This is a genomic window from Gordonia sp. ABKF26, from assembly GCF_041103195.1.
GTDB lineage: Bacteria > Actinomycetota > Actinomycetes > Mycobacteriales > Mycobacteriaceae > Gordonia > Gordonia terrae.
The window spans coordinates 5,581,448-5,605,031 of sequence record NZ_JBGCVZ010000003.1 but is presented as its reverse complement, the minus strand read 5'-3'; the positions used below and the strand labels follow the sequence as shown (position 1 = coordinate 5,605,031).

Annotated in this window: 20 protein-coding genes; 1 reads left to right on the top strand and 19 read right to left on the bottom strand. The window is 66.0% G+C overall.

Features of this window, described 5'->3' with window-relative positions:
- Nucleotides 1-53 precede the first annotated feature (53 nt).
- The 3 genes from AB4Z55_RS26085 to AB4Z55_RS26075 all read right to left on the bottom strand — a co-directional run bounded on the left by AB4Z55_RS26085 (nucleotide 54) and on the right by AB4Z55_RS26075 (nucleotide 3,728).
- Nucleotides 54-1,826 carry a penicillin-binding transpeptidase domain-containing protein gene (locus tag AB4Z55_RS26085; protein WP_369521063.1) on the bottom strand — a complete coding sequence of 591 codons (1,773 nt, stop codon included), beginning with the start codon at nucleotides 1,824-1,826 and terminating at the stop codon, nucleotides 54-56.
- 94 nt (nucleotides 1,827-1,920) lie between these two features.
- Nucleotides 1,921-2,853, bottom strand: a complete 933-nt coding sequence (locus AB4Z55_RS26080) for a serine hydrolase (RefSeq protein ID WP_369520944.1) — start codon at nucleotides 2,851-2,853, stop codon at nucleotides 1,921-1,923.
- Complete coding sequence (locus AB4Z55_RS26075; RefSeq protein ID WP_369520943.1) at nucleotides 2,850-3,728, bottom strand: LysR family transcriptional regulator; 879 nt, start codon at nucleotides 3,726-3,728, stop codon at nucleotides 2,850-2,852. Before AB4Z55_RS26075 ends, AB4Z55_RS26080 begins: the two co-directional genes overlap by 4 nt.
- A 90-nt stretch (nucleotides 3,729-3,818) precedes the next feature.
- Here AB4Z55_RS26075 and AB4Z55_RS26070 point away from each other — a divergent pair, with 90 nt between their 5' ends.
- Nucleotides 3,819-4,625, top strand: coding sequence for an alpha/beta fold hydrolase (locus tag AB4Z55_RS26070; RefSeq protein ID WP_369521062.1), 807 nt, complete (start codon nucleotides 3,819-3,821; stop codon nucleotides 4,623-4,625).
- A 348-nt stretch (nucleotides 4,626-4,973) separates the two neighbouring features.
- On the opposite strand, the gene AB4Z55_RS26065 is transcribed toward AB4Z55_RS26070, so the two are convergent.
- The 16 genes from AB4Z55_RS26065 to AB4Z55_RS25990 all read right to left on the bottom strand — a co-directional run bounded on the left by AB4Z55_RS26065 (nucleotide 4,974) and on the right by AB4Z55_RS25990 (nucleotide 23,573).
- The gene (locus tag AB4Z55_RS26065) at nucleotides 4,974-5,462 is read right to left on the bottom strand and encodes a hypothetical protein (protein ID WP_369520942.1); all 489 of its coding nucleotides are present in this window, start codon (nucleotides 5,460-5,462) and stop codon (nucleotides 4,974-4,976) included.
- A gap of 91 nt (nucleotides 5,463-5,553) precedes the next feature.
- Complete coding sequence (locus AB4Z55_RS26060; RefSeq protein ID WP_004021541.1) at nucleotides 5,554-5,844, bottom strand: hypothetical protein; 291 nt, start codon at nucleotides 5,842-5,844, stop codon at nucleotides 5,554-5,556.
- Nucleotides 5,845-5,859: 15 nt separating this feature from the next.
- The gene (locus AB4Z55_RS26055; protein ID WP_239402042.1) at nucleotides 5,860-6,309 is read right to left on the bottom strand and encodes an LpqN/LpqT family lipoprotein; all 450 of its coding nucleotides are present in this window, start codon (nucleotides 6,307-6,309) and stop codon (nucleotides 5,860-5,862) included.
- Nucleotides 6,310-6,395: 86 nt separating this feature from the next.
- A complete protein-coding gene (locus AB4Z55_RS26050) occupies nucleotides 6,396-7,691 on the bottom strand; it encodes a phage head morphogenesis protein (protein ID WP_369520941.1) in 1,296 nt (431 codons plus the stop codon).
- Nucleotides 7,692-8,229: 538 nt separating this feature from the next.
- Complete coding sequence (gene nuoN / locus AB4Z55_RS26045) at nucleotides 8,230-10,017, bottom strand: NADH-quinone oxidoreductase subunit NuoN (protein ID WP_369520940.1); 1,788 nt, start codon at nucleotides 10,015-10,017, stop codon at nucleotides 8,230-8,232.
- Nucleotides 10,017-11,621 carry an NADH-quinone oxidoreductase subunit M gene (locus AB4Z55_RS26040; RefSeq protein WP_369520939.1) on the bottom strand — a complete coding sequence of 535 codons (1,605 nt, stop codon included), beginning with the start codon at nucleotides 11,619-11,621 and terminating at the stop codon, nucleotides 10,017-10,019. Before AB4Z55_RS26040 ends, nuoN begins: the two co-directional genes overlap by 1 nt.
- A complete protein-coding gene (gene nuoL, locus AB4Z55_RS26035) occupies nucleotides 11,618-13,531 on the bottom strand; it encodes an NADH-quinone oxidoreductase subunit L (RefSeq protein ID WP_369520938.1) in 1,914 nt (637 codons plus the stop codon). The genes AB4Z55_RS26040 and nuoL overlap by 4 nt, the downstream gene beginning before the upstream one ends.
- A 10-nt stretch (nucleotides 13,532-13,541) precedes the next feature.
- Nucleotides 13,542-13,841 (bottom strand): NADH-quinone oxidoreductase subunit NuoK, encoded by a 300-nt coding sequence (nuoK, locus tag AB4Z55_RS26030; RefSeq protein WP_004021549.1) that lies wholly within the window; start codon nucleotides 13,839-13,841, stop codon nucleotides 13,542-13,544.
- Nucleotides 13,838-14,623 carry an NADH-quinone oxidoreductase subunit J gene (locus AB4Z55_RS26025; RefSeq protein ID WP_354561488.1) on the bottom strand — a complete coding sequence of 262 codons (786 nt, stop codon included), beginning with the start codon at nucleotides 14,621-14,623 and terminating at the stop codon, nucleotides 13,838-13,840. The genes nuoK and AB4Z55_RS26025 overlap by 4 nt, the downstream gene beginning before the upstream one ends.
- On the bottom strand, nucleotides 14,620-15,189 hold the full coding sequence (gene nuoI / locus AB4Z55_RS26020) for an NADH-quinone oxidoreductase subunit NuoI (protein ID WP_354561487.1): 570 nt from the start codon (nucleotides 15,187-15,189) through the stop codon (nucleotides 14,620-14,622). The genes AB4Z55_RS26025 and nuoI overlap by 4 nt, the downstream gene beginning before the upstream one ends.
- Nucleotides 15,182-16,459, bottom strand: a complete 1,278-nt coding sequence (gene nuoH / locus AB4Z55_RS26015) for an NADH-quinone oxidoreductase subunit NuoH (RefSeq protein ID WP_369520937.1) — start codon at nucleotides 16,457-16,459, stop codon at nucleotides 15,182-15,184. Before nuoH ends, nuoI begins: the two co-directional genes overlap by 8 nt.
- A complete protein-coding gene (locus tag AB4Z55_RS26010) occupies nucleotides 16,456-18,882 on the bottom strand; it encodes an NADH-quinone oxidoreductase subunit G (protein WP_369520936.1) in 2,427 nt (808 codons plus the stop codon). The genes nuoH and AB4Z55_RS26010 overlap by 4 nt, the downstream gene beginning before the upstream one ends.
- A complete protein-coding gene (gene nuoF / locus AB4Z55_RS26005) occupies nucleotides 18,879-21,005 on the bottom strand; it encodes an NADH-quinone oxidoreductase subunit NuoF (protein ID WP_369520935.1) in 2,127 nt (708 codons plus the stop codon). The genes AB4Z55_RS26010 and nuoF overlap by 4 nt, the downstream gene beginning before the upstream one ends.
- Nucleotides 21,002-22,315, bottom strand: a complete 1,314-nt coding sequence (gene nuoD, locus AB4Z55_RS26000) for an NADH dehydrogenase (quinone) subunit D (RefSeq protein WP_369520934.1) — start codon at nucleotides 22,313-22,315, stop codon at nucleotides 21,002-21,004. Before nuoD ends, nuoF begins: the two co-directional genes overlap by 4 nt.
- Nucleotides 22,315-23,022, bottom strand: coding sequence for an NADH-quinone oxidoreductase subunit C (locus tag AB4Z55_RS25995; RefSeq protein ID WP_369520933.1), 708 nt, complete (start codon nucleotides 23,020-23,022; stop codon nucleotides 22,315-22,317). Before AB4Z55_RS25995 ends, nuoD begins: the two co-directional genes overlap by 1 nt.
- Complete coding sequence (locus tag AB4Z55_RS25990) at nucleotides 23,019-23,573, bottom strand: NADH-quinone oxidoreductase subunit B family protein (protein ID WP_004021558.1); 555 nt, start codon at nucleotides 23,571-23,573, stop codon at nucleotides 23,019-23,021. The genes AB4Z55_RS25995 and AB4Z55_RS25990 overlap by 4 nt, the downstream gene beginning before the upstream one ends.
- Nucleotides 23,574-23,584: the final 11 nt, after the last annotated feature.

Here is a 23,584-nt window from a genome sequence, read left to right as displayed (position 1 = left end):
GAGTGCGGGATTCGTCCCGGAATCCGGTGCCTGTTCCGCACTCTCGGAAGCGCTCACTCGCTCAACGGCCGCAGGAATTCACCCGTCACGTCGACGGCGGGGGCCGACGACCCGCCGCCCACCACCAGGGTTGCGAACGCCAGGTCCCCGACGATCCCGGCGAACCAGCCATGCGGGTTCTTGTTGTCCCCGTACTCGGCGGTGCCGGTCTTGCCGCCCAAGCCGGGAATGTCCCGGAGTGCGGTGGCTGTACCCCGAGTGACCGTGTCACGCATCATGCCCCGAAGTGCACGAGTGACATCGTCCGAGATCTGTTGGGGTTCGATGTCTCCCGTCGTTCGCTGACCCTGAATCAAGCTGGGGACGACGGTTTCGCCGCGCGCGAGACTTGCCTCGGCGAGCGCAAGGCCGAAGGGGCTCACGGTCACCGTGCCCTGACCGATGCCGTTCTCGACACGTAGCGCGGGGGAGTCGGCTCTGGGTACCGAGCCGGTCACGGTCGTCAGGCCAGGAACGGTGTAATCCGCGCCGATGCCGAAGCGGCGCGCCATCGTCGTCAAGGCGTCGTCGGAGAGCTTGTTCGCGAGTGCGCCCATCGTCGTGTTGCACGACCGTGCGAACGCAGTGGGCAGTGGCACGGTCCCCAGGTCGAAGTCATCCTCATTCGGGATGGTCCGCCCCTCGATGGTGGCGCGACCGGGGCAGCGGACCTGCGAACCGACTTGCACCGCCTCGGCATCGAGCGCAGCGGCGGTCGTGATGGTCTTGAAGGTCGAACCCGGTGGGTACAGGCCGGACAGCGACACCGACCCCGACTTGTCGGCGGCGCCGTTTTGTGCGACGGCGACGATGCCCCCGGTCGAGGGCTTGATTGCGACGATCATGGCTGGGCGTCGGTCACCGTCGACGGCGAGCTGAGCCCGGGTCTGGATATCCCGGTCGATGGTGGTTCGCACCGGCGGTGTCGGACCGGGCTGAGCCGAATCCACCAGGTGGGTGGGAGTGCCCTCGGCGTCGACTATCTGAACCGACCACCCGGCCGTGGCGTCGACCGCCGTGCGCCAGATGTCCTCGAGCCCCGACATCGCCGGCGAGTGGAGAGCTTTCGTCGCGCTGAGGAGCGCGCCCTGCTCGGTGAGCGTGACGCCGGGGATGGCTGCCACGTCGCGCTTCACCCGGCCGATGTCGGAGTCGCGGAGTCGGATGACCGTGTGTTGCGGAGCGTCGTTGCCCTCGAAGCTCGCGCGGATCCCGGCTGCCGTCATCCCGGGTTCGACAGGCCGGAGCGCACGCGCGAGTGTGGCTGCCGAATTGAGTTGGGCGCGCGACAGGCTCACCAGCGTCACGGGTTGCCACGTCATGAGGGGTCGACCGTTGGTATCGAGCACCGGGGTTCGGTATGCGCGATCGTCGCTGTAGGAGAACGATTCTCCGGCACGGAGCTGTCGGTGCATCACCGACGGCTGCCACCGGACCCGCCACTGCGAATTCGACTCCACGAGCGTCACAGAGGTCTGATATTCGACACTGCGGTCCCGGATCTGCCAACGATGATCGAGCGAACCGCTGACCTCCTTGTCGTCGACGAGGCTGCCGGTCACCGAGAGTTTCGGCGTCTGACCCATGCCGTCGAACACCGCTGCGATCGCCGCGCCTGCCGCTGCCGGATCGTCGGTGAGCGCCGCAGCACCGGTGGCATCACCCTTCTGCAGAGCAGCGGCGAACGACCGCAACGCATCCTCCGGCGAGTCCGAGGTCAGGAAGCACCCCGACACCGTGCCCACGATCACCGCACATGCACTCAGGAGTGCCCACCAACGACGCATGTCCGCAAGCCAACCCATCGGGCCACCGTGACGCAAAGTTTCGGCACGCGATAGGACGATAGTGATTCGCTATCGCCGCTGTTGGGACGCCCCATCAACCTCCGTCATCGGGCGTCCGCAATTCGGTGACGACGGCGCGCGCGACCGACCCGATCGCACGATCGACCTCCGGTAGGGCCATCTCGGATCTCGCACTCATCGTGAACACCGCGATCGCGACCGGCAGCTCGCCGGGGAACTCGACGACCCCGGCCTCGTTGCGGACGGCGACGAGCGTGCCCGTCTTTCCCGCGACGCTGACTCGTCGGAACGGAAACCCCGACGCGAGTCGCGAAGTGAACACCTGCTTCCTCATCGTCTGGCGGACGAACTCGCACGATGGTGCGGACGCTGCGCGATCGGTCCAGACCGCGTCGAGCAGGGTCGTGCAGTCGCGCGGTGTCGCGGAGCTGGAGTAGGCGGCGTCGTAGGCGCTGACCGACGCGTCGAGATCGGGATCGGCCAGTGCGGCGAATGCCTCGGCGACCGTACTCGTGCCGGTCTCCCGCTGCAGACGTTCGTGAAGTTCGGCGACACCTCCGACGATCCGGGTGTTCGTCAGGCCCAGTTCGACGAGATCGTCTCGGACCTGCTGCAATCCGATCTGGGCAAGGATGACGTCGGCGGCGACATTGTCGGACACGGTCATCATCGACGTTGCGAGGTCACGCCAGGACAAGGTCACCGGATCCACGAAGAGCGCGAGTCCGGTCGGGCCCTGAGCCCAACGGGTGGGATCGACGGTGACCGACGCGGAGAGATCGATGTCGCCGCGATCTGCCATGCGGCACAAAGAGATCAGCACGGCCAATTTGTAGACCGACGCGAGGACGACCGGCGTGTCGGCGTCGTGGCAGTACTCGATGGGCGTCGGGCCGATCGTCCGAACATGCACACAACCAGAACAACCTGCGTCGGCGAAAGACTCGCGGACAACCCGATCGAGTTCGGTACGGACGGACTCGGGCAGGGTCGACGATGCGCTCACGAGGCCTTGCCGATCCGGTAGAGGGCAGCGGTGACGACTTCGGCCACCTCGCCGAGGCCGGGTTCGCGATACACGACCCGAAGGCGCAGGGCGGTGGCGTCCCGGCCGATGGGAACGCAGCCGACGGCCTCGACCGCGGCGAGGGCGTCACGATCGGCGGTGAGCGCGAAGGCGTGCCCGGCGGCGACCGCCGCCAGCACCTGATCGGCCGAGGTCACCGGATGCAACTGCGGGTCGAGTCCCGACTCGCGGAGCCGGTCGATCAGCTGGTCGTGTGCCGGCGGGTTGAACGATCGCGGCGTGTGGCAGAACCGCAAGTCGGCCAGTTGCCGCAGGCGCGGCCGGTCGGTAGATGCCACCGGGTGCGTTGCAGGCACCACCACCGAACGCTTGAGTACGACGACCGGCCCGACCCCCAACGAGCCGGTGACACAGGGTGCTTCGACGACGGCGAGGTCGATGGTACCTGCCGAGACCTGTTCGATGAGGTGCACTGTCGAGGCGCTGACGGAGTCCTGCCCTGATGTCACACCTGCGATGCGCTGTGCCAGAGTGGCCGTGATCGTCGAGCCGACGAGTGATGCAGCACCCCAACGTAATACCTCAGTTCGTTCGTGGAGTCGACGGGCTTCGCCGAGGAATCTCGAGGCGTCGTCGATGAGCAGTCGGGCTCGGGGTAGGAGTTCGCGGCCGGCGTCGGTCAGCTCGGCGCCGCGCGTGGTGCGTCGGATGAGCTGCAGACCCAACTGCTTTTCCAGACGCCGCAGACCCTGCGACACCGGCGGCTGCGTCATCTCCAGGCGGGCCGCAGCCTCGCCGAAATGGCCCTCCTCGGCCACGGCGACGAAGAACCGCAGGTGCCTGATCAGATCCACGCGTTCCAGGATGGCATGGTGGGTGCAGTAAGTCTCTGAGCGAGGAGAAGCAGCGTGGATACGTTCACCACCGACGGACTGATCTTCGAGGTGACGGATTTGGGAGCCGACGACGACCCGACTGTGGTTCTCCTTCACGGATTCCCCCAGGACCGCACGGCGTGGGACGCGGTAGGTCAGTCGCTTGCCAGACGTGGCTTTCGGGTCCTGATCCCGAACCTGCGTGGTTACTCGCCTGAGGCGTGTCCGCGGCCGGTGTCGCGGTACGGGTTGCCACGCCTCGTCGCCGACATCATCGCGTTGCTCGACGCGGCCGAGGTCGACAGCGCTCACGTCGTGGGCCACGACTGGGGAGGGGCTTTGGTGTGGACGATGCGCAGAACTCACCCACACCGACTGCGTACCGCCACCATCGTGTCGACCCCGCACCCCCAGGCCCTGGCGTGGGGTATGACGCGAACAAAGCAAGCTCTGAAGAGCTGGTACATGCTCGCGCTGACTCTGCCGGCCGCGCCGGAATACGTCCTGACTAGACACTTGGCTCGATTCTTGGAGCGATCAGGTCTCTCTGAGGACCGTGCAAGCCACTATCAGCAACGTCTGAAGCGAAGAGGTGCCGCGCGGGGCGCAGTCAACTGGTATCGGCGGATGTTGTTCGAGATGCTTCGGCCGCCGAAGCACCGCCGCCCGCCGTCATCGCATCAGAAGGTGCCCACGGTCTACATCTACGGTCGCGACGATCCGTTCTTCAGTAGGGCTGTGATGCGCAAGACCGCCGAAGTCGCTCGCGGGGTGGACGTTCGCGAGATGCGTGGTGGTCATTGGCTACCGGAGTCCGAACCGGACGCTTTGTTGCACAGCATTGTTCGGCAGGTATCGAATGTCAGTGCCGACTGAACCGGCCGGCGCATGTATCGCGCTTACTGCGGGGGGCCTTGGTGTGCTGCGCAGCAGATGGGTGTGTTATCGACTTCTCCTCCGGCAGAGGAAGTTCTCGGGTCGAACGCCTTGGAGATCGGGATGATTCTTGTTCCCAATGCAGCTGCAGCTCATCGACGTTGCGGCAGTTTGCGCCGGACTTTGGACACAACTGCCGCAACTCGAACCGCGGCCCCGAAACGGGACCGTGCATGGCCTTCACAACACCACAGTGACTAGCTAATCGTCGCTAACAACCGCATTTTGGGTGTGCGCTGGACCGGACCATGGCTAAGGTGTGTGTACCACGTGTCGAGCCGTCGTCGCCTATCCTCTGAGCTGGGCAAGTTCGTCGCGGAGGTTTTCGCGAGCGCGACGTTCCCAGTGGGCCCGGCCGTAGTCCGTTTTGTACAGCGAGTCCATGTCAAGTAGATGGTTGAGAACGGTAGTCCGACCTGCTCTGTAAGCATCGTCTTCGACGGCAGAGTATTCGTCGCGGACACTGGAGTTGTAGGCGGCATACTCGCTGGGGCTGCTCGCCAGTATCGACAAGTCCGCGTCGCACAGTGCCGCCGCGTTCTGGTCGCAAATGTCGGTGGTGTGCGTAGCGGTGACTCGAACAAGCCGTGCGACCTCGGGCGCACACGCACGACCGGTCAGCATCGTCTCGGCAAGGCTGGCGGACTTTTCTTCATTGTCTGGAGAGCCAATCTCGTAGACAGAATCGTGAAACCATGCCGCAAGCTGAACTGCTTCTTCATCGAATGGAGTACCGGCAGAACGTAGTACGGAAAGCGAGCTGATGACTTGATTCAAGTGTCGAACGTCATGGTACTTCCGATGGGGCTCGCTCCATCGGCTGATCAGCGCATCCCGATCCTGTGTGTTTAGGTATGCGGTTCCATGCTCAGGCATGAAACTCGCCCTTGGGTAGGCGTTGCCGAGCCGTTGACGGCCACCCTTCCGCTGGGGTGGTAATGGTCCAGTTGTCGGGAACTCGGCTGAAATCCATCCATCGACCATGTCCCAAGTAGAGCGAGTACGCCTCTTCGTCCGGGAAGTTGCCCATTCGCACATAGATCGACTCGCCGTCGAAGTTTCCGACGTACCACGAGCTGTCGAGCGGATCGGCAACAAAGTCGATCTGTGTGGCGAGCGCTTGGTCGAGGTCTGCAACGATGGACGCACGTGTTACCACTCTGACTCCTAAGTGTTAATCGTCGAAGTGTGCGGAACTGACCATATCGTTCAGGGCTGACCACGTCTCAAGGCGAGTTGACGCGGTAGTACCCGTGCACTGCAGGAGGTAGGCCACATTGCCCCGTCGATATGCCTCGAACTTATTGACCGTGTAGAGCCATTTGCCGTCATCTTCTCGATGACTGCCTGCTTGTATGGTCGCTCCTTCGGTACGCGTACTTATCGGATACCGGTCCGCGCGTTGCTCGGTCCACTCCGGAAACTCGCGAGCCTCGACGAAGGCGTGATCGAACAAGTCGTTTATATCAACCGTCGCGTCCACTACGAAACGTGTCAGGATCACGGTGACGTTGTCCGTAAAGCCTTCTTCTTGGGCTTGTTGCGCTAAATACAAGGCTATGAGCCCTAATTGCGTACCTGCGGGGTCGGCTCGATATTCGACAGCGTCGACCTCGATGCGCACGTCACCCGGGAGTGTTCGAGGATCGGCGACGCGTGATTGAACTACCGCCATCCGCTCAAGTCTGTCGTACAAAGTCCAGTTCTCGCTCAATCGAACAGGCCACCAATCTGCTTTCCGAATGTTCCTCCGATAAGTCCGCCGGCAAGGCCACCGACGACTACCCCGATGCCGACTCCGATAGGACCACCTGCTGCGCCTGCCAACGCACCGTACTCGGCGCCCGCCCACGCACCACCGACGGTACCTACGCCACTTCCCGCCGCTTCAGGGACGCTCTCCTCGCCATTCTTGACTTGGTTGTACCCGTCGTAAACCTCGTAGGCCACTGCCGCTGGTAGGGCGATCTTCGCCGCAACCTTCGTGGCTGTTGCGCCCATGCGGTCGGGAGCTACTTCTACTGGGCCAGCTCGAGGCGCCCGTGATTCAACCTCCCTTGGATCCGGCAGAACCGGCTTGTCCGGGTCTACCCCGAGACGCGTATTCACGGACTCGCGGCTTGTGGATGAAGACCTGATTATGTCGTCAAGTGCCTGCTCGCGGCTCATCCCATATTTTTGAGCTTTGTGCTCGATCAGTTGTTCCATATTCTTGTTTGGCTCTTCACGAAACAGCTGGGATGCGAGGTTTTGATCCGCCATAAGGGCGCGAGCCTTCGTTCGGATCTCGTTCCGAAGCTCTTGCGCAATCAGTGCCCGCTGATCCAATGGCATATCAGACTTTGCCAAAGTGTCATTGAGGGACTTAAGTCTCCGTTCGGCTTCTGCGTAGTAACTCCGAGTCTCGGAATTCGTCAGTGATCCATCCGGGTAGTGTGGAAGACCAAGCGATGCAATACCGAAGACGCCCGCATAGGTACCGTCAAATGCTCCCGGTGGAATCTGTTCAGGACGAAGTTCTCCGTCTGCTGCTTTGATCGCCGCGGCCAGATCATCATCCGCAGCCTCTGCATTGATCAACAGTTGGTTGACTCGAATCTGAAGCGCCGTCCGAAGGGACTCCCTCTTCTCCGAGTCCTCGGCGGAAATCACGGTCTGTAGGGTGGAGGCCACTCTGCCGCTATCCTCGACGATAAAGCCATTGCTAAACGCGTCGCCGCGGATCTGGCCGAGGACTCGCTTGATGGTTTCGACCTTTTGTGCCGCAGCCCGCGCGGCCGCAGCTATCGTGGCGACTTGGTTTCCGTGAGCATCGAAGTCAACCCGGGCCCGACCAATGGAACGCTTTGCGGCTGCGGCGGTGTCACCGTCCCAAGAAGAGAACGTATCCAGGTTCTTCAGATTAGTTGATTGAGTCGTGCAGTGTTCTGCTTGGCCAGCGCACACGCGGAAAACCGCTTCAATGTCCGCTGCATTCCAGCGATCGATATCGGATATCGATATCACAAGTTGAGCATTCGGTCCGAGACCGGGGGAGCGACGTCCGCTTGGCCATCGCTAGGCGGTTTCGCGAGGTTGGCGGCTGAAATACTGTCATCGAGTTCGAACTTGTACGCCGCGGCTACGAACCGAGCTGAGTTCTCTCCGAGACGTGCGGTCAGGTCCCGCGCAGACGCCTGCAGTCCACCAACTCGTTCTGCCAATGCTCGAGCCGACGCGCCCACCCAGCCAGCTTCAGCGGCCTCCGCCAAGGTCCGGAACCCGCCATGAAAAACGTCGATGGCCTCGTCGTGCCAACCGCCTAGCTGTTGACCCCCATACCGCAGATTGACAGGATCAACCGACACTCTCTCGCTCATTGCGACCCCCAGCTATCGACGAGCATGCGACCCGAGGTATTCGGACCCGTAACGATAGTAGTTGGGCAGGATCTTCCGTACGGGGTGCACGTTGCATCTGGGGATAGACCGGACGCAAGTCGGTTACCCGGCATGGGACGCGGCTACCAGCACTGCTGTTCCACAGACGGGCGCTTGTTGCCCAATCAGCGCAGGAACACCGCGGCGGATTCCGCGAGATCGAGCAGCGGTTGGGGGAAGACACCGAGCGCCACCGTCACCAGCGTGCACAGGGCGATCCCGGAGGTCGTCAGCACGCTCGGCTTCACCACATGCGGGGCGCCGGTGGTGGGGACGTCGTCGAAGAACATGGCCACGATGATGCGGATGTAGACGTAGGCGGCGATCGCGCTGCTGATGACGCCGACGACCACGAGCACGCCGCCGCCGGAGCCGGCGGCTGCGGCGAAGACGTCGAACTTGGCGATGAAACCGCTGGTCAGGGGGATGCCCGCGAACGAGAGCAGGTAGACCGCGAACATGGCGCCCACCAACGGGTATCGGCGTCCCAACCCCGACCATTGGGTGAGGTCGGTGGCCTCCCGGCCGGACAGGTGCGGGTTCCGTGGGGCGGGTGTCGTGCCGTGGACGGCGGCGCTGCGAGCGGAGGACCCGGCGGCGGAGTCGGGTTCGCGGATCACCGCGACGGTCGCGAAGGCGCCGAGAGTGGTGAACGCGTAGGCGGCGAGGTAGAAGAGCGTGGCGCCGAGACCGGCCTCGTCGAAGGCGATCAGGCCGAGCAGGATGAACCCGGCGTGTGCGATGGACGAGTACGCGAGCATCCGCTTCACGTCGTTCTGGGTCACCGCCATCACCGAGGCGATGACCATCGAGGCGATCGCCACCGCCCACAACGCGGGCTCCCACTGCTCGCGGAGCCCCTCGAAGCCGACGTAGAACACGCGCAGCAGCGCCCCGAAGGCGGCGACCTTGGTCGCTGCGGCCATGAACGCGGTGACCGGCGTCGGCGCGCCCTGGTAGACATCGGGAATCCACGAATGGAACGGCACCGCACCCACTTTGAAGAGCAGGCCCACGGCGAGCAGTGCCAGCCCGATGAGGGCCAGCGTGGTGTCGCCACCGCTGTCGGCAGTCGCGGAGATCGACGCACCGATCGTCGAGAGGTTGAGCGAACCGGTGGCGCCGTAGACGAATGCCGAACCGAACAGGAAGAACGCCGACGAGAACGCGCCCAGCAGGAAGTACTTCAGCGAGGCCTCCTGCGAGATGAGGCGCCGTCGCCGCGCAAGTCCACACAGTAGGTACAACGGGAGCGAGAACACCTCCAGCGCCACGAACATCGTGAGCAGGTCGCCGCATGCCGGGAACAGCATCATCCCACCCACCGCGAGCAGTGCCAGGGGAAAGACCTCGGTGGTGACCGCGCCGGCGCGGGTGGCCTCGAACTCGGCGTCGGTGTTGGGCACCGACGCCCCGGACGGGGTGAACATGTCGGCGTCGACGCCACCGCCGGCCGGGCCGCCGGTGGTGATGCCGTTGCCGGTCGACGGTCCATCCGGTCCGCCGACCCCGGCGAGCTTGCGCATCGTCACGGGCGCCACGACCCGCTCGAGGCGACGCTCGGCCATGAACCCGACCGCGACGATCGCGATGATCATCAGCAGCCCTTGCAGATACAGGGTCGGGCGGTCGATCACGACCGCGCCGGACATAGCGAACTCGCCGTTCGCGCCGTCGTGCGTCTGCGCGACCGTCACCGTGACCAGCGCGGCGAGGCCGACGATCAGTGCGCCCAGTGCGAGCGACAATTGCAGTGGGTATCGCAGTCGGCTGGGCGCGAAGGCTTCGACGAGCACCCCGATGACGCCGGCGCCGAACACGATGAGCATCGGCGACAGTGACGCGTATTCGACGCTGGGGGTGGCGATGGCGGCGAGCGTCATCGGACCGTCGGTGAGGGTTGTCGGGTTCATCAGTTGCCCTCCGCATCCGGTTCGGCCACCGCTGGTTCGGGCGCCTCGACGCCGACTGTGGTGAGAGTTGCCTGCACTGCGGGATCGATCAGGTCGATCATCGGCTTCGGGTACACCCCCAGCGCGATGAGCAGCGCGAGCAACGGGGCGACGACCACCAGTTCACGTCCCGCCAGGTCGCGCATCGACGATCCTCGGACATCAGGTGCCTTCGGTGGCCCGCCCATCATGCGCTGATAGGTCCACAGGATGTAGATCGCAGAGAGGACGAGCGCCGAACAGGCGACCACTGCGGCGACCGGATAGCGGGTGAATGTGCCGATGAGGACCAGGAACTCGCTGATGAACGGTGCGAGACCGGGGAGGGAGAGAGTGGCGAGTCCGGCGACGAGGAAGGTGCCCGCGAGGACCGGCGCGACCTTCTGTACCCCGCCGTAATCGGCGATCAAGGTGCTCCCGCGCCGGGACACCAGGAACCCGGCGATGAGGAACAGTGCGGCGGTCGAGATCCCGTGGTTGACCATGTAGAGGGCGGAGCCGGTCTGGCCCTGATCGGTCATCACGAAGATGCCGAGGATGATGAAGCCGAAGTGGGAGATCGACGTATAGGCGATCAGCCGCATCACGTCGGTCTGGCCGATCGCCAGCACCGCGCCGTAGACGATGCTGACCACCGCCAGCCCACAGACGAGCGGCGCGAAGTACTGTGACGCGTCCGGGAACAGCTGCATGCAGAATCGCAGCATCGCGAAGGTCCCGACCTTGTCCATCACGGCCATCATCAGTACCGCCGAGGCCGGAGTCGCCGCGACCGCGGCGTCGGGCAGCCACGAATGCAGCGGCCACAGCGGCGCCTTGACCGCGAACGCGAACAGGAAGCCGAGGAACAGCAGCTTGGCCAGTCCGGTCGAGTCGTCGATCTGTCCGCTCGCGACAGCGGCTGCGATGTCCGGCAGTGCGAAGGTTCCGCCACCGTCCGCACCGACTCCGTTCTGGGCGGTCACCACGTAGAGTCCGATCACCGCGGCCAGCAGAACGAGGCCACCGAAGAGGTTGTACAGCAGGAACTTCACCGCGGCCGCCGACCGGTTGGGTCCGGTGCCGAACCCGCCGATCAGGAAGTACATCGGGATGAGCATCGCCTCGAAGAAGATGTAGAACAGCAGCACGTCGAGCGCGACGAAGCTCATCAGCACCATCGCCTCGGTCGCGAGGAACAGCGCCAGGTAGATGTGCGGGCCCTTCTGTGCGCGGCCGACCGAATTGTCCAGCGAGCCCGACGATTCGACGTCGCGCCAACCGGCGACGAGCAGAAGTGGCAGGAGCGCCGCGGTCAGCAGTATCAAGACCAGCCCGATGCCGTCGAGCCCCAATCCGTACCGCGTACCCAACGCCGGTATCCAGCTGACGTCCTCCACGAACTGGTACCGCTCGCCGTCCGGATCGAAACCGATCGCGAGACCGATCGACAGGGCGAGAACGGCCACGGACACCACGAGCGCGAACCACTTCGCCGCGGTCACCCGATGTGCCGGGACTGCGAGGACGAGCGCGGCGCCGACCGCGGGCGCGACCCAGAGGACGGTCAGCCAGGGGATGCTCACAGGACGTTCACCGCCATCACCAGGGCGACGATCACAGTGGTGCCGGCGAACATCGACAGGGCATAGGACCGGACATATCCGTTCTGCCACCCGCGTATTCGTCTCGACGCGCCGGTCACCGCATCACCGACGCCGCTGGTGAGCGCGTCGACGCCGTCGGACTCGACTGCGACGAGGCCGGCGGTGACCCGCTGACCCGGCCGCATCAGCAGCTCTTCGTTGACGGCGTCGCCGTACAGATCGAGTCGGGCGGCGACGGTGAGCACGGACACGTCCTCGGGTGCGGTCACCGGCACCGGCCGAGTCGCGTATCGACGGTAGGCGACAGCCACGCCGACGGCGACCACGAGCAGGATGATCGCCGTCATGGCCCACACCGGGATGAGGTGGTGCGGGGTGTGTTCGCCGACAACGGGTTCGAGCCACGTCTCCAGCGATCCGCCGATGGCCAGGAGGCCGCCCGAGGCGATGGACCCGAGTGCGATCAGGATCATCGGGCCGGTCATGACCCGCGGCGACTCGTGCGGGTGCGGTGCCGGCGAGTCCGTGCCGTCGTGCCAGCGCTTCTCGCCGAAGAAGGTGAGCAGCATGACCCGGGTCATGTAGAAGGCGGTGATCCCGGCACCGAGGAGTGCAGCGCCACCGAGGATCAGTCCCTTTGCCCCACCGGCACCGAACGCCGCCTCGATGATGTGATCCTTCGAGTAGAAGCCGGCGAACGGCGGCACCCCGATGATGGCGAGGTACCCGACGCCGAAGGTGACGAACGTGATCGGCATGAGGGTGCGCAGGCCACCGTAGCGGCGCATGTCGGTCTCGTCGTTCATCCCGTGCATCACCGAACCCGCGCCGAGGAACAGGCCTGCCTTGAAGAATCCGTGGGTCAGCAGGTGCAGGATGGCGAATGCGTAGCCCGCCGGCCCGAGCCCGGCGGCCAGGACCATGTACCCGATCTGACTCATCGTCGACGCGGCGAGCGCCTTCTTGATGTCGTCCTTCGCGCAACCGATGATCGCGCCGAACAACAGGGTGACCGCGCCGACGACCACGACCCCGACCTGGGCGGCGGGGGCGAGGTCGAAGATCGGACCCGAGCGGACGATGAGGTAGACGCCCGCGGTCACCATGGTCGCGGCGTGGATCAGCGCCGACACCGGGGTCGGTCCCTCCATTGCGTCGCCCAGCCAGGACTGCAGCGGCACCTGTGCCGACTTGCCGCACGCGGCGAGGAGCAACACGAAACCCAGTGCGGTGAGGGTGCTCTCGCCCGCCTGGGAGGCGCTGCCGAACACCGCGGTGAAGGCCACCGAGCCGAACGTGGCGAACATGATCATGAGGGCGACGGCCAGCCCGATGTCGCCGACCCGGTTGACGACGAAGGCCTTCTTGGCCGCGGTGGCCGCCGACGGCTTGTGCTGCCAGAAGCCGATCAGCAGGTAGGACGCGAGGCCGACTCCTTCCCAGCCGAGGTAGAGGCCCAGATAGTTGTCGGCCAGGACGAGGACGAGCATGGCCGCGAGAAACAGGTTGAGGTAGGCGAAGAATCGACGACGATCGGGATCGTCCTGCATGTATCCGATCGAGTAGACGTGGATGAGTGAACCGACGCCGGTGATCAGGAGGACGAAGCACATCGACAGCTGATCGAGGAGAAGTCCGAAGTCGACCTGCAGCTCGCCCACCGGTACCCAACTGAACAGGATGTCCGACACGGCGCGGTCGTCGGCGCCACGAGAGACCATGCCGACGAACATGATCAGCGCGACCGCGAACGACGCGATCGCGAGGACCGTGCCGAGCAGGTGCCCCCACCGGTCGGTGACCCTGCCGCCGAGGAGAAGGATCGCGGCGCCGAGCAGCGGCAGTGCCGGGATCGACCAGAGCAGTGACGCAGTGAGTTCGGTGTTCACCAATCCTCCTCTACCGCTTCAGCAGATCCGCGTCGTCGACCGACGCCGAGCGGCGTGATCGGAAGATGGTCATGATGATCGCCAGTCCGACCACGACCTCGGCGGCGGCGACGACCATCGTGAAGAACGCGATCACCTGGCCGTCGAACGACTGGTTCATCCGGGCGAAGGTGACGAACGCGAGATTGGCCGCGTTGAGCATCAGCTCGACACACATGAAGACGACGATCGCGTTGCGTCGCAGCAGCACTCCGGCTGCGCCGATGGTGAACAGCAGCGCCGAGAGGTAGAGATAGTTCTCCGGATTCATCGGTCACCCGGATCGTCGGGCCGGCGGTTGCGCAGAGTGCGTGCGGCCAGGATGGCGTTCACCGACAGGTCCGACGGCGATCCGTCGGGCAGGCGTGCCGGCACGTTGACCGCGTTGTGACGCGCATACACACCCGGCGTCGGCAGCGGAGTGAGATTCACCCCGGCGCGGAACCGGGCCTGCGACATCTCCTTCTGCGTCAGGCGCGGTCCGAAACGCTCCCGGTGCGCGAGCACCATGGCCCCGAGTGTGGCGGCGATGAGGAGTGCACCGGTCAGCTCGAACGCCCACAGGTAGCGGACGAAGATCAGTTCGGCGATGGCCTCGACGGAGGAGTCGCTTCCGGCGGCCATGACGCCGGGACCCGTGGCGCCGGTGACGACACCGACCGTCGCGCTGCCGATCCCGGCGATCAGCAGGATGCCGAAGCCCAGACCGATCAGTGCGGCCGACAATCGCTGACCGCGCAACGTCTCTCGCAGTGAATCCGAGGAGTCGACGCCGATCAGCATGATGACGAACAGGAACAGCATCATCACCGCGCCGGTGTACACCACCACCTGCACCACACCGAGGAACAGCGCGCCCTGTGCGACGTAGAAGACGGCGAGCACGATCATCGTGGTGGCCAGGAAGATCGCCGAGTACACGGCCTTGGTGGCGAAGACGACGCCCAGCGCGCCCGCAACCGCGACGGCACCGAGAACCCAGAACTGGATTGCCTCACCGGTGGAGGTGCGCACCACCTCGTCGGCGAGCCACAGCGTGCCCGCGGGGGTCATGGCCGTGTCTCCCGTGCGCTGCTGTCACGCACAGTCGGATTCGGCAGGGTCACGCGACCGTCGGCAGTCACCTCGCCTCGGTAGTAGTTCTCCTCGGTGGAGCCCGGCGCCATCGCGTGCGGCGGCGCGTCGACGCCGGGCTTCAGCGGGGCCAGCAGACGGTCCTTCTCGTAGATGAGGTCGGCGCGGTTGTCGTCGGCGAGTTCGTAGTCGTTGGTCATGGTGAGTGCGCGCGTGGGGCACGCCTCGATGCACAGCCCGCAACCGATGCAGCGCAGGTAGTTGATCTGGTAGACGCGCCCGTACCGTTCGCCGGGCGAGTAGCGTTCGTCGGCGGTGTTGTCGGCACCCTCTACGTAGATGGCGTCGGCGGGGCAGGCCCAGGCGCACAGCTCGCAGCCGATGCACTTCTCGAGGCCGTCGGGATGCCGATTGAGTTGGTGGCGACCGTGATAGCGGGGAGCGGTGGGCCGCTTCTCCTCGGGATACTGCTCGGTGATCGTGGGCTGGAACATGCCGCCGAATGTCACGCGCAGTCCGCTGACCGGTCTCAGGAAGTCAGGCATCGGTGGTCTCCCTCACGCTGCGGGGCATGGGCGGCACGGGGAATCCGCCGGCCATGGGATCGAATTCGTCGGATGCCGCCGGGTCCCCGGACTCCTCGGACGGGTCCGGGATGTCGGGTACCCGCATCAGCCGCCAGACCGCGTAGGCGATCAGTCCGGTGACGACGAGCCCGGCGCCGGCGGACACGAGCGCGCGGGTGAGGTCGGCCCCGTCACCGGCGAAAGCCGCGCGGATGATCGCGACGACCATCACCCAGGTGAGCGAGATGGGGATCAGGACCTTCCAGCCCAGATTCATGAACTGGTCGTATCGCAAGCGCGGCAAGCTGGTTCGCAGCCAGATGAACACGAACAGGAACGCCCACACCTTCAGCGTGAACCAGAGGACCGGCCACCAGCCGGAGTTCGCCCAGTCGAAGATGCTCACCGGCCACGGCGCCTGCCACCCACCGAGGAACAGCGTGGTGGCCAGCGCGGAGACGGTGACCATGTTGATGTACTCGGCGAGCATGAACATCGCGAACTTCAACGACGAGTACTCGGTGTGGAACCCGCCGACCAGTTCGCCCTCGGCTTCGGGCAGATCGAAGGGCGCCCGGTTGGTCTCGCCGACCATCGAGATGGCGTAGATGACGAACGAGGGCAGGAGCAGCAGCACATACCAGTGGTGTTCCTGCGCGGCAACGATTCCCGATGTCGACATGGTCGAGGCGTCGAGGAACACGGCGGCGAAGGTGAGTCCCATCGCGATCTCGTACGAGATCACCTGGGCGGTCGAGCGGAGTCCGCCGAGCAGCGGGTAGGTGGAGCCCGACGACCAGCCCGCCAGCACGATCCCGTAGACGCCCACCGACGTCACGGCCAGGACGTACAGCACCCCGACCGGGAGATCGGTGAGCTGCAACGGCGTCTGGTGACCGAACACCGACACCATCGGTCCGAACGGGATGACCGCGAAGGCCATCACCGCGGGGACGACCGCGATGATCGGTGCGAGAAGATAGATCACCTTGTCGACGCCGGTGGGGATGATCCCCTCCTTGAGCGCGAGCTTGACGCCATCGGCGAGGCTCTGCAGAATCCCCCGGGGGCCGACCCGGTTCGGTCCGATCCGGGTCTGCATGCGCGCCATGATCTTTCGCTCGAGCAGGATGGCGATGAGCGGATTGACCACGAGGAACACGAACACGGCCAGCGCCTTGGCGACGACGAGCCAGATCGGGTCGTGCCCGAAGTCGTCGAGTGTGGGGAAATCGGCGGCGATGCTCACGCGGCACCCCCTTCGGCGTCGTCGGTGATGTCGACCGCTGCTGGGGCCGGAGCGAGGGCCACGAGGTCACCCTCCTGCGCGCGGAGCGCGGCGTGGACGTGTGAGCCGCGTGAGAACAGCGGGAGCCACACGACCCGATCCGGCATGTCGGTGATCTCGACCGGCAGGACGATGGCGCCGTCGGCGGTGCTGACGCGGAGACGGTCGCCCGCACCGACACCGGCTTCGGCGGCGGTCGACGGCGCGAGCCGGGCCACCGGCGGGCGGGCGGTGCCGGCGAGGTGCGGTTCCCCGTCCTGCAACCGGCCGTCGTCGAGCAGTGTGTGCCATCCGGCCAGAACCGCTTGGCCGGCAGCCGGACTGGGTTGCGTCCGGTCGACGGCGTCGATGGTGGTTCGGCGGCCCGACCACGCGCCGATCCGCCGCAGGTCGATGTGGATGGTCGGTACGTCGGCGCATCGGAGGTCGGCACCCATCTGCCGGGCGATCGCGTCGATGATGCGGTGGTCGGGCAGATGGCCCGAATCCTTCAGCGCAGTGGTGAAGCTGCGTGGGCGGCCCTCCCAGTCGACGAAGGTGCCTTCCTTCTCCGCGACGGCGGCCACCGGGAAGACGACGTCCGCGGATCGGGCGGCCGCGCTGAGGCGTTGCTCGAGGCTGACGACGAACGGCGCGGCCGCGAGGGCCTCGGTCGCCGCGGCCGGGTCGGGCAGGTCGTCGACGTCGACGCCGGCGACCACCAGCGCGAGTCCGTGATACCGCGCGGCATCGATGATCCTGGCGGTGTCGCGTCCCGCCCGCGGGTCGAGATCGGTACCCCAGACCGCGGATACCGCTGCACGAGCGGCATCGTCGGCGAGCGGCCGGCCGCCGGGCAAGAGGCCTGGCAACGCACCCGCTTCGAGCGCGCCTCGTTCGCCGGCGCGCCGCGGAATCCAGGCGAGTCGGGCGCCGGAGCGGTCGGCCAGCTCGGTGGCCGCGAGCAGTGCACCGGGCCGGGAGGCGAGCCGCTCGCCGACGAGGATGATCGAACCGGGTGCCCCGAGATGGGCGAGCACGGCGTCGGACCGCAGCACCCGGGCCTCGTCGCCCGGTACGACGGGGAACAGGGCGGCGTCGAGTTTGGCCGCTCCGCGACTCGCGAACGGTGCCACGGTCGCAATGCGTTGGCCTGCGGTGCGTACCGCACGGCGGAGGCGGAGGAAGACGATCGGGGACTCCTCCTCGGGTTCGAAGCCGGCGAGCAGCACCGCGGGGGCAGCGGACAGGTCGTCGTACGTGGCCGCGAGTCCGTGGCCGGCCACCCGGGCGGCGAGGAAGGCGGCCTCCTCGGTGCTGTGGCTGCGTACGCGGAAGTCGATGTCGTTCGTGTGCAGGACAGTTCGCGCAAACCGGGAGTACGCGTAGGCGTCCTCCACGGTCAACCGTCCGCCGGTGAGGACGCCGACGTTGCCGAGCGCACCGGACAGCCCCTCCGCGGCGGCGCGTACGGCATGCGCCCACGACACCTCGGTCAGCTCACCGTTCCGGTCGCGAACCAGGGGGGCGGTGATCCGCTCGGCCGAGGACGCGTAGGCGAACGCCCACCGGCCCTTGTCACAGTTCCACTCGGAGTTGACGTCGGGATCGTCACCGGCGAGGCGGCGCAACACCTTGCCACGACGGTGATCGGTGCGCTGGGCGCACCCGCTCGCGCAGTGCTCGCACACGCTCGACGTCGACACCAGGTCGAAGGGGCGGGCGCGGAACCGGTACTGCGCCCCGGTCAGTGCACCCACCGGACAGATCTGGACGGTGTTGCCGGAGAAGTAGGAGTCGAACGGTTCGTCGGCGTAGATGCTGACCTGTTGCAGCGCACCGCGATCCGCGAGTTCGATGAGCGGATCGCCGGCGACCTCCGTGGAGAACCGCGTGCATCGGGCACACAGCACACAGCGTTCCCGGTCCAGCAGGACCTCCGACGACAGCGGGACCGGTTTGGTGAAAGTTCGCTTGACGCCGTCGAATCGCGATTCGGAACGTCCGGCCGACATGGCCTGGTTCTGCAGGGGGCACTCGCCGCCCTTGTCGCACACCGGGCAATCCAGGGGGTGGTTGATCAGGAGCAGCTCCATCACCCCGCGTTGCGCTCCCGCCGCGATCTCCGAGCTGAGCTGGGTGCGGACCACCATCCCCTCGGTCGCCACCGTCGTGCACGACGCGAGTGGCTTGCGCTGCCCCTCGACCTCGACGAGGCACTGGCGGCAGGCGCCGACCGGGTCGAGAAGCGGATGGTCGCAGAACCGCGGGATCGTGATCCCGATCTGTTCGGCGGCACGGATGACCAGGGTGCCCTTAGGCACTCGGACGGCACGGTCGTCGATGGTGATGCCCACCAGGTTGTCGGTCGTCGCAGTGGGGTCGCTGCCGTGGGTGAGTGTCATCGGACGCCTCCCGACCAGACGGTCGATCGTGAGTGGTCGAATGGGCATCCGTGGTCGAGGTGGGCCAGGTACTCGTCGCGGAAGTACTTCAACGACGACACGATCGGACTGCCCGCGCCGTCCCCGAGCGCGCAGAACGACTTCCCCACGATGCTGTTGGTGACGTCGGCGAGGGTGTCGAGGTCGGCGGCGGTTCCGCCCTCGTGTTCCAACCGGTGGAGCAGTTGCACCAGCCAGTACGTGCCTTCGCGACACGGGGTGCATTTGCCGCAGGACTCGTGTTCGTAGAACTCCGTCCACCGCAGAACCGCACCGACCACGCACGTCGTCTCGTCGAAGATCTGCAGGGCCTTGGTGCCGAGCATCGAGCCGGCCGCCCCGACGCCCTCGTAGTCGAGCGGTACGTCGAGGTGCTCCGGCGTCAGGAGCGGCGTCGACGACCCGCCCGGAGTCCAGAACTTGAGCTCGTGTCCGGTGCGTACCCCGCCCGCACGATCGAGCAACTCGCGCAACGAAACCCCCAGCGGCGCTTCGTACTGCCCGGGGCGCGTGACATGACCCGACAGCGAGTACAGGGTGAACCCGGGCGACTTCTCGGTGCCCATGGACCGGAACCAGTCGACACCATTGCGGATGATCGCCGGGACACTGGCGATCGACTCCACGTTGTTCACGACCGTCGGACTCGCGTACAACCCGGCGACCGCGGGGAAGGGCGGGCGCAGCCGCGGTTGTCCCCGGCGGCCCTCGAGCGAATCCAGCAGAGCGGTTTCCTCACCGCAGATGTAGGCGCCCGCGCCGGCATGGACGACCAGCTCGAGATCGAAGCCGGAACCCAGGATGTCGGTGCCGAGATAGCCTGCGGCGTAGGCCTCGTCGACGGCGGTGCGCAGTCGACGGAGAACCGAGGCGACTTCGCCGCGAACGTAGATGAACGCGTGGTGCGCGCGGATGGCGTAGGCCGCGATGATCACGCCCTCGACGAGCGTGTGCGGCGACGCGAGCATCAACGGCATGTCCTTGCAGGTGCCGGGCTCGGACTCATCCGCGTTGACCACGAGGTAGTGCGGGACGGACGGGTCGGTCTGGGGAATGAACGACCATTTCATCCCCACCGGGAACCCCGCACCGCCGCGCCCGCGGAGACCGGAGGCCTTGATCGTCTTGATGATGTCGTCGGGAGGGGTTGTCAGTGCGGTCGACAACGCCCGATACCCGTTGTGGCGCCGGTGGTTGTCCAGGGTCCAGGATTCCGGCTCGTCCCAGTGGCGGGATAGGACCGGGGTCTCGGGGGGTTCGGGCTCGGGGGTGGGTGGTTGCGAGGTGGCTTCGACTCGGCGCCTCGCTCCGCTCGGTGCCGGCTCAACCAGCGGAGAAGAGTGCGGCTCATCCCGCAGGGAGGGGGACGGGTCAACCAGCGCCGAGGTGCGCTCGGCCGGCGGGGAGGCCGGCGGCGCCACGAGCACCCCGGCGAGGTCGCGTTCGGTCTCGCGGAACGACCGCACGGGACCGGTGCCTCGAACCGGGGAGACCGCGACACCGGCGCGGAGATCCTCGATGAGTTCGATCGTCGACTCCGGGGTCTGGTCGTCGAAGAACTCCCAGTTGACCATCACCACCGGCGCGAAGTCGCAGGCCGCATTGCACTCCACGTGTTCGACGGTGATTCGGCGATCGGCCGTCGTGTCTCCGGGTTCGATGCCGAGGTGGTCGCAGACCGACCGCAGGATCTCGTCGCCGCCGAGGGTCGCGCACAGGGTGTTCGTGCAGACCCCGACCAGGTACTCGCCGGTGGGTGTGCGCCGGTACATCGAATAGAAGGTGGCGACCGAGGCCACCTGGGCAGGCGTCAGATCCAGTTGTGCGGCACAGAATTCGATGCCGGCGCGGGTCAGGCGGCCATCTTGGGATTGCACCAGGTGCAGCAGTGGTAGCAGCGCCGATCGTGCGTGGGGATAGCGGCCGATGATCGGAAGCGCCTCGGCGGTCAGATGTTCGACGACCTCATCGGGGTAACCGGCCGGGCCGTCGAAGGTGATCGGCGGGACCGGCATGTCGTGCGTGGGTCCCGTTCCCTCCGGTGGGGGTGCGGTGCTCAGGTCCACGAACACGGGATCGGTCATCGGTCCACGCCTCCCATCACGGGGTCGATGCTGGCCACCGCGGTGATGACGTCGGCCACCATCCCGCCTTCGCACATCGCCGCGACCGCTTGCAGATTCGTGAACGACGGGTCGCGGAAGTGGACGCGGTAGGGACGGGTGCCGCCGTCGCTGACCATGTGGACGCCGAGTTCCCCGCGCGGTGATTCGACGGCTACGTAGCACTGACCGGCCGGTACGCGCATCCCCTCGGTGACCAGTTTGAAGTGGTGGATGAGGGCCTCCATCGAGGTGCCCATGATCCGGGCGATGTGTTCGGGCGAGTTGCCCAGTCCGTCCGGTCCGAGCGCGAGGTCGGCCGGCCAGGCGAGTTTGCGGTCGGCGACCATCACCGGTCCGGGGCGGAGTCGTTCCAGACACTGTTCGACGATGCGGATCGACTCTCGCATCTCCCGCACGCGGATCAGGTAGCGGCCGTACGAATCGCACGTGTCCTCGGTGATGACGTCGAACTCGTAGGTCTCGTACCCGCAGTACGGTTCGGTCCGGCGCAGGTCGTGCGGGTACCCGGTCGACCGCAGCACCGGGCCGGTGATCCCGAGTGCCATGCAGCCGGTGAGGTCCAGATAGCCGACGCCCTGGGTCCGGGCCTTCCAGATGTAGTTGTCGTTCAGCAGGTCGCCGAGTTCGTCGAGGCGACCGGGAAGCTGCCGGATCACCTCGGCGACGCGCTCGACACCGTCGGCCGGGAGGTCCTGTGCGACGCCGCCGGGCCGGATGTAGGCGTGGTTCATCCGCAGGCCTGTGATGAGTTCGAACAGGTCGAGGATCATCTCCCGCTCGCGGAATCCGAGGAACATCGCCGTCACCGCGCCGAGTTCCATTCCGCCGGTTGCGAGTGCGACGAGATGGCTGGAGATCCGGTTGAGCTCCATCAGCATCACCCGGATGACGGTGGCACGTTCCGGGATGTCGTCGGTGATCCCGAGGAGTTTCTCGACGCCGAGGCAGTAGGCGGTCTCGTTGAAGAACGGGGACAGGTAGTCCATCCGGGTGACGAACGTGACGCCCTGGGTCCAGTTGCGGTACTCCAGGTTCTTCTCGATGCCGGTGTGCAGGTAGCCGATTCCGCACCGGGCCTCGGTGACGGTCTCGCCTTCGATCTCCAGGATCAGGCGCAGGACACCGTGCGTCGACGGATGTTGCGGACCCATGTTGACGACGATGCGTTCGTCCCCGGGTTGTTGCTCGGCACGGGTGCGGACGTCGGACACGATGAAATCCCAGTCCTGCCCGGACACGGTGTACGTGCGAGTGTTGGTGTCGGTCATCAGTTGTACGACCTCCTCCGGTCGGGCGGGTCGACGCGGGTTCCCTTGTATTCCACCGGAACTCCGCCGAGCGGATAGTCCTTGCGCTGGGGGTGACCCTCCCAGTCGTCGGGCATCTCGATCCGGGTCAGCGATCGGTGTCCGTCGAAGACGATGCCGAAGAAGTCGTAGGTCTCGCGTTCGTGCCAGTCGTTGGTCGGGTAAATGTCGCAGATGCTCGGGATGTGCGGATCGGTGTCCGGGGCGGCGACCTCGAGCCGGACCCGTCGACCGTGCGTCAGCGACGCCATGGGATAGACGGCGTGGAGTTCACGGTCCGCGTCGCCGGGGTAGTGGACACCGTTGACCCCGAGGCAGAGCTCGAAACGTAGCGCCGGCGCATTACGGAGTGCAAGGGCGACGGTCGGGAGGTGCTGGCGTGCAACGTGGATGGTCATCTCGTCGCGGAAGATCACGACCTTTTCGATGGCCTCGTCGTGGCGGTCGCCCAATTCGCCGAGCAGGTGATCGGCGATCTCGTCGAAGTAACCGCCGTACGGGCGGGACGAGCTGGGCGGCAGTGTGACCGGGCGGATCAACCCGCCATATCCGGACGTGTCGCCGGTCCCGGGCGGGCCGAACAGCCCGTGCCGTACGCCGATCTGTTCTGCGTCGCGCGGTGGGGGCGCCGGGTTCTCGGGATCCTGATGGCCTGCGGGCGTCGTCATCGGAGCAACCCCTTCAGCTCGATCGTCGGGGTGGCCTGGAGCGCCGCGCGTTCGGCCGCCCAGATGGCCTCCTCGCGGTTGACTCCGAGCGGCATCTCCTGGATCTTCTCGTGCAGTTTGAGGATCGCGTGCAGGAGCATCTCCGGACGTGGCGGGCAACCCGGCAGATAGATGTCGACGGGGACCACGTGGTCGACGCCCTGGACGATCGCGTAATTGTTGAACATCCCGCCCGATGACGCGCAGACCCCCATGGCGAGAACCCATTTGGGTTCCGGCATCTGATCGTAGATCTGACGCAGGACGGGGGCCATCTTCTGGCTGACGCGACCGGCGACGATCATGAGGTCGGCCTGCCGGGGCGATGCCCGGAACGCCTCCATGCCGAAGCGGGCGAGATCGTAGCGTCCCGACGTGGTGGCCATCATCTCGATGGCGCAGCAGGCGAGGCCGAAGGTCGCCGGCCACAACGAACCCTTGCGCATGAACCCCGCCAGATCCTCGACAGTACTCAGCAGGAATCCGCTGGGGAGCCGTTCCTCGAGTCCCATGGGTGGCCTCC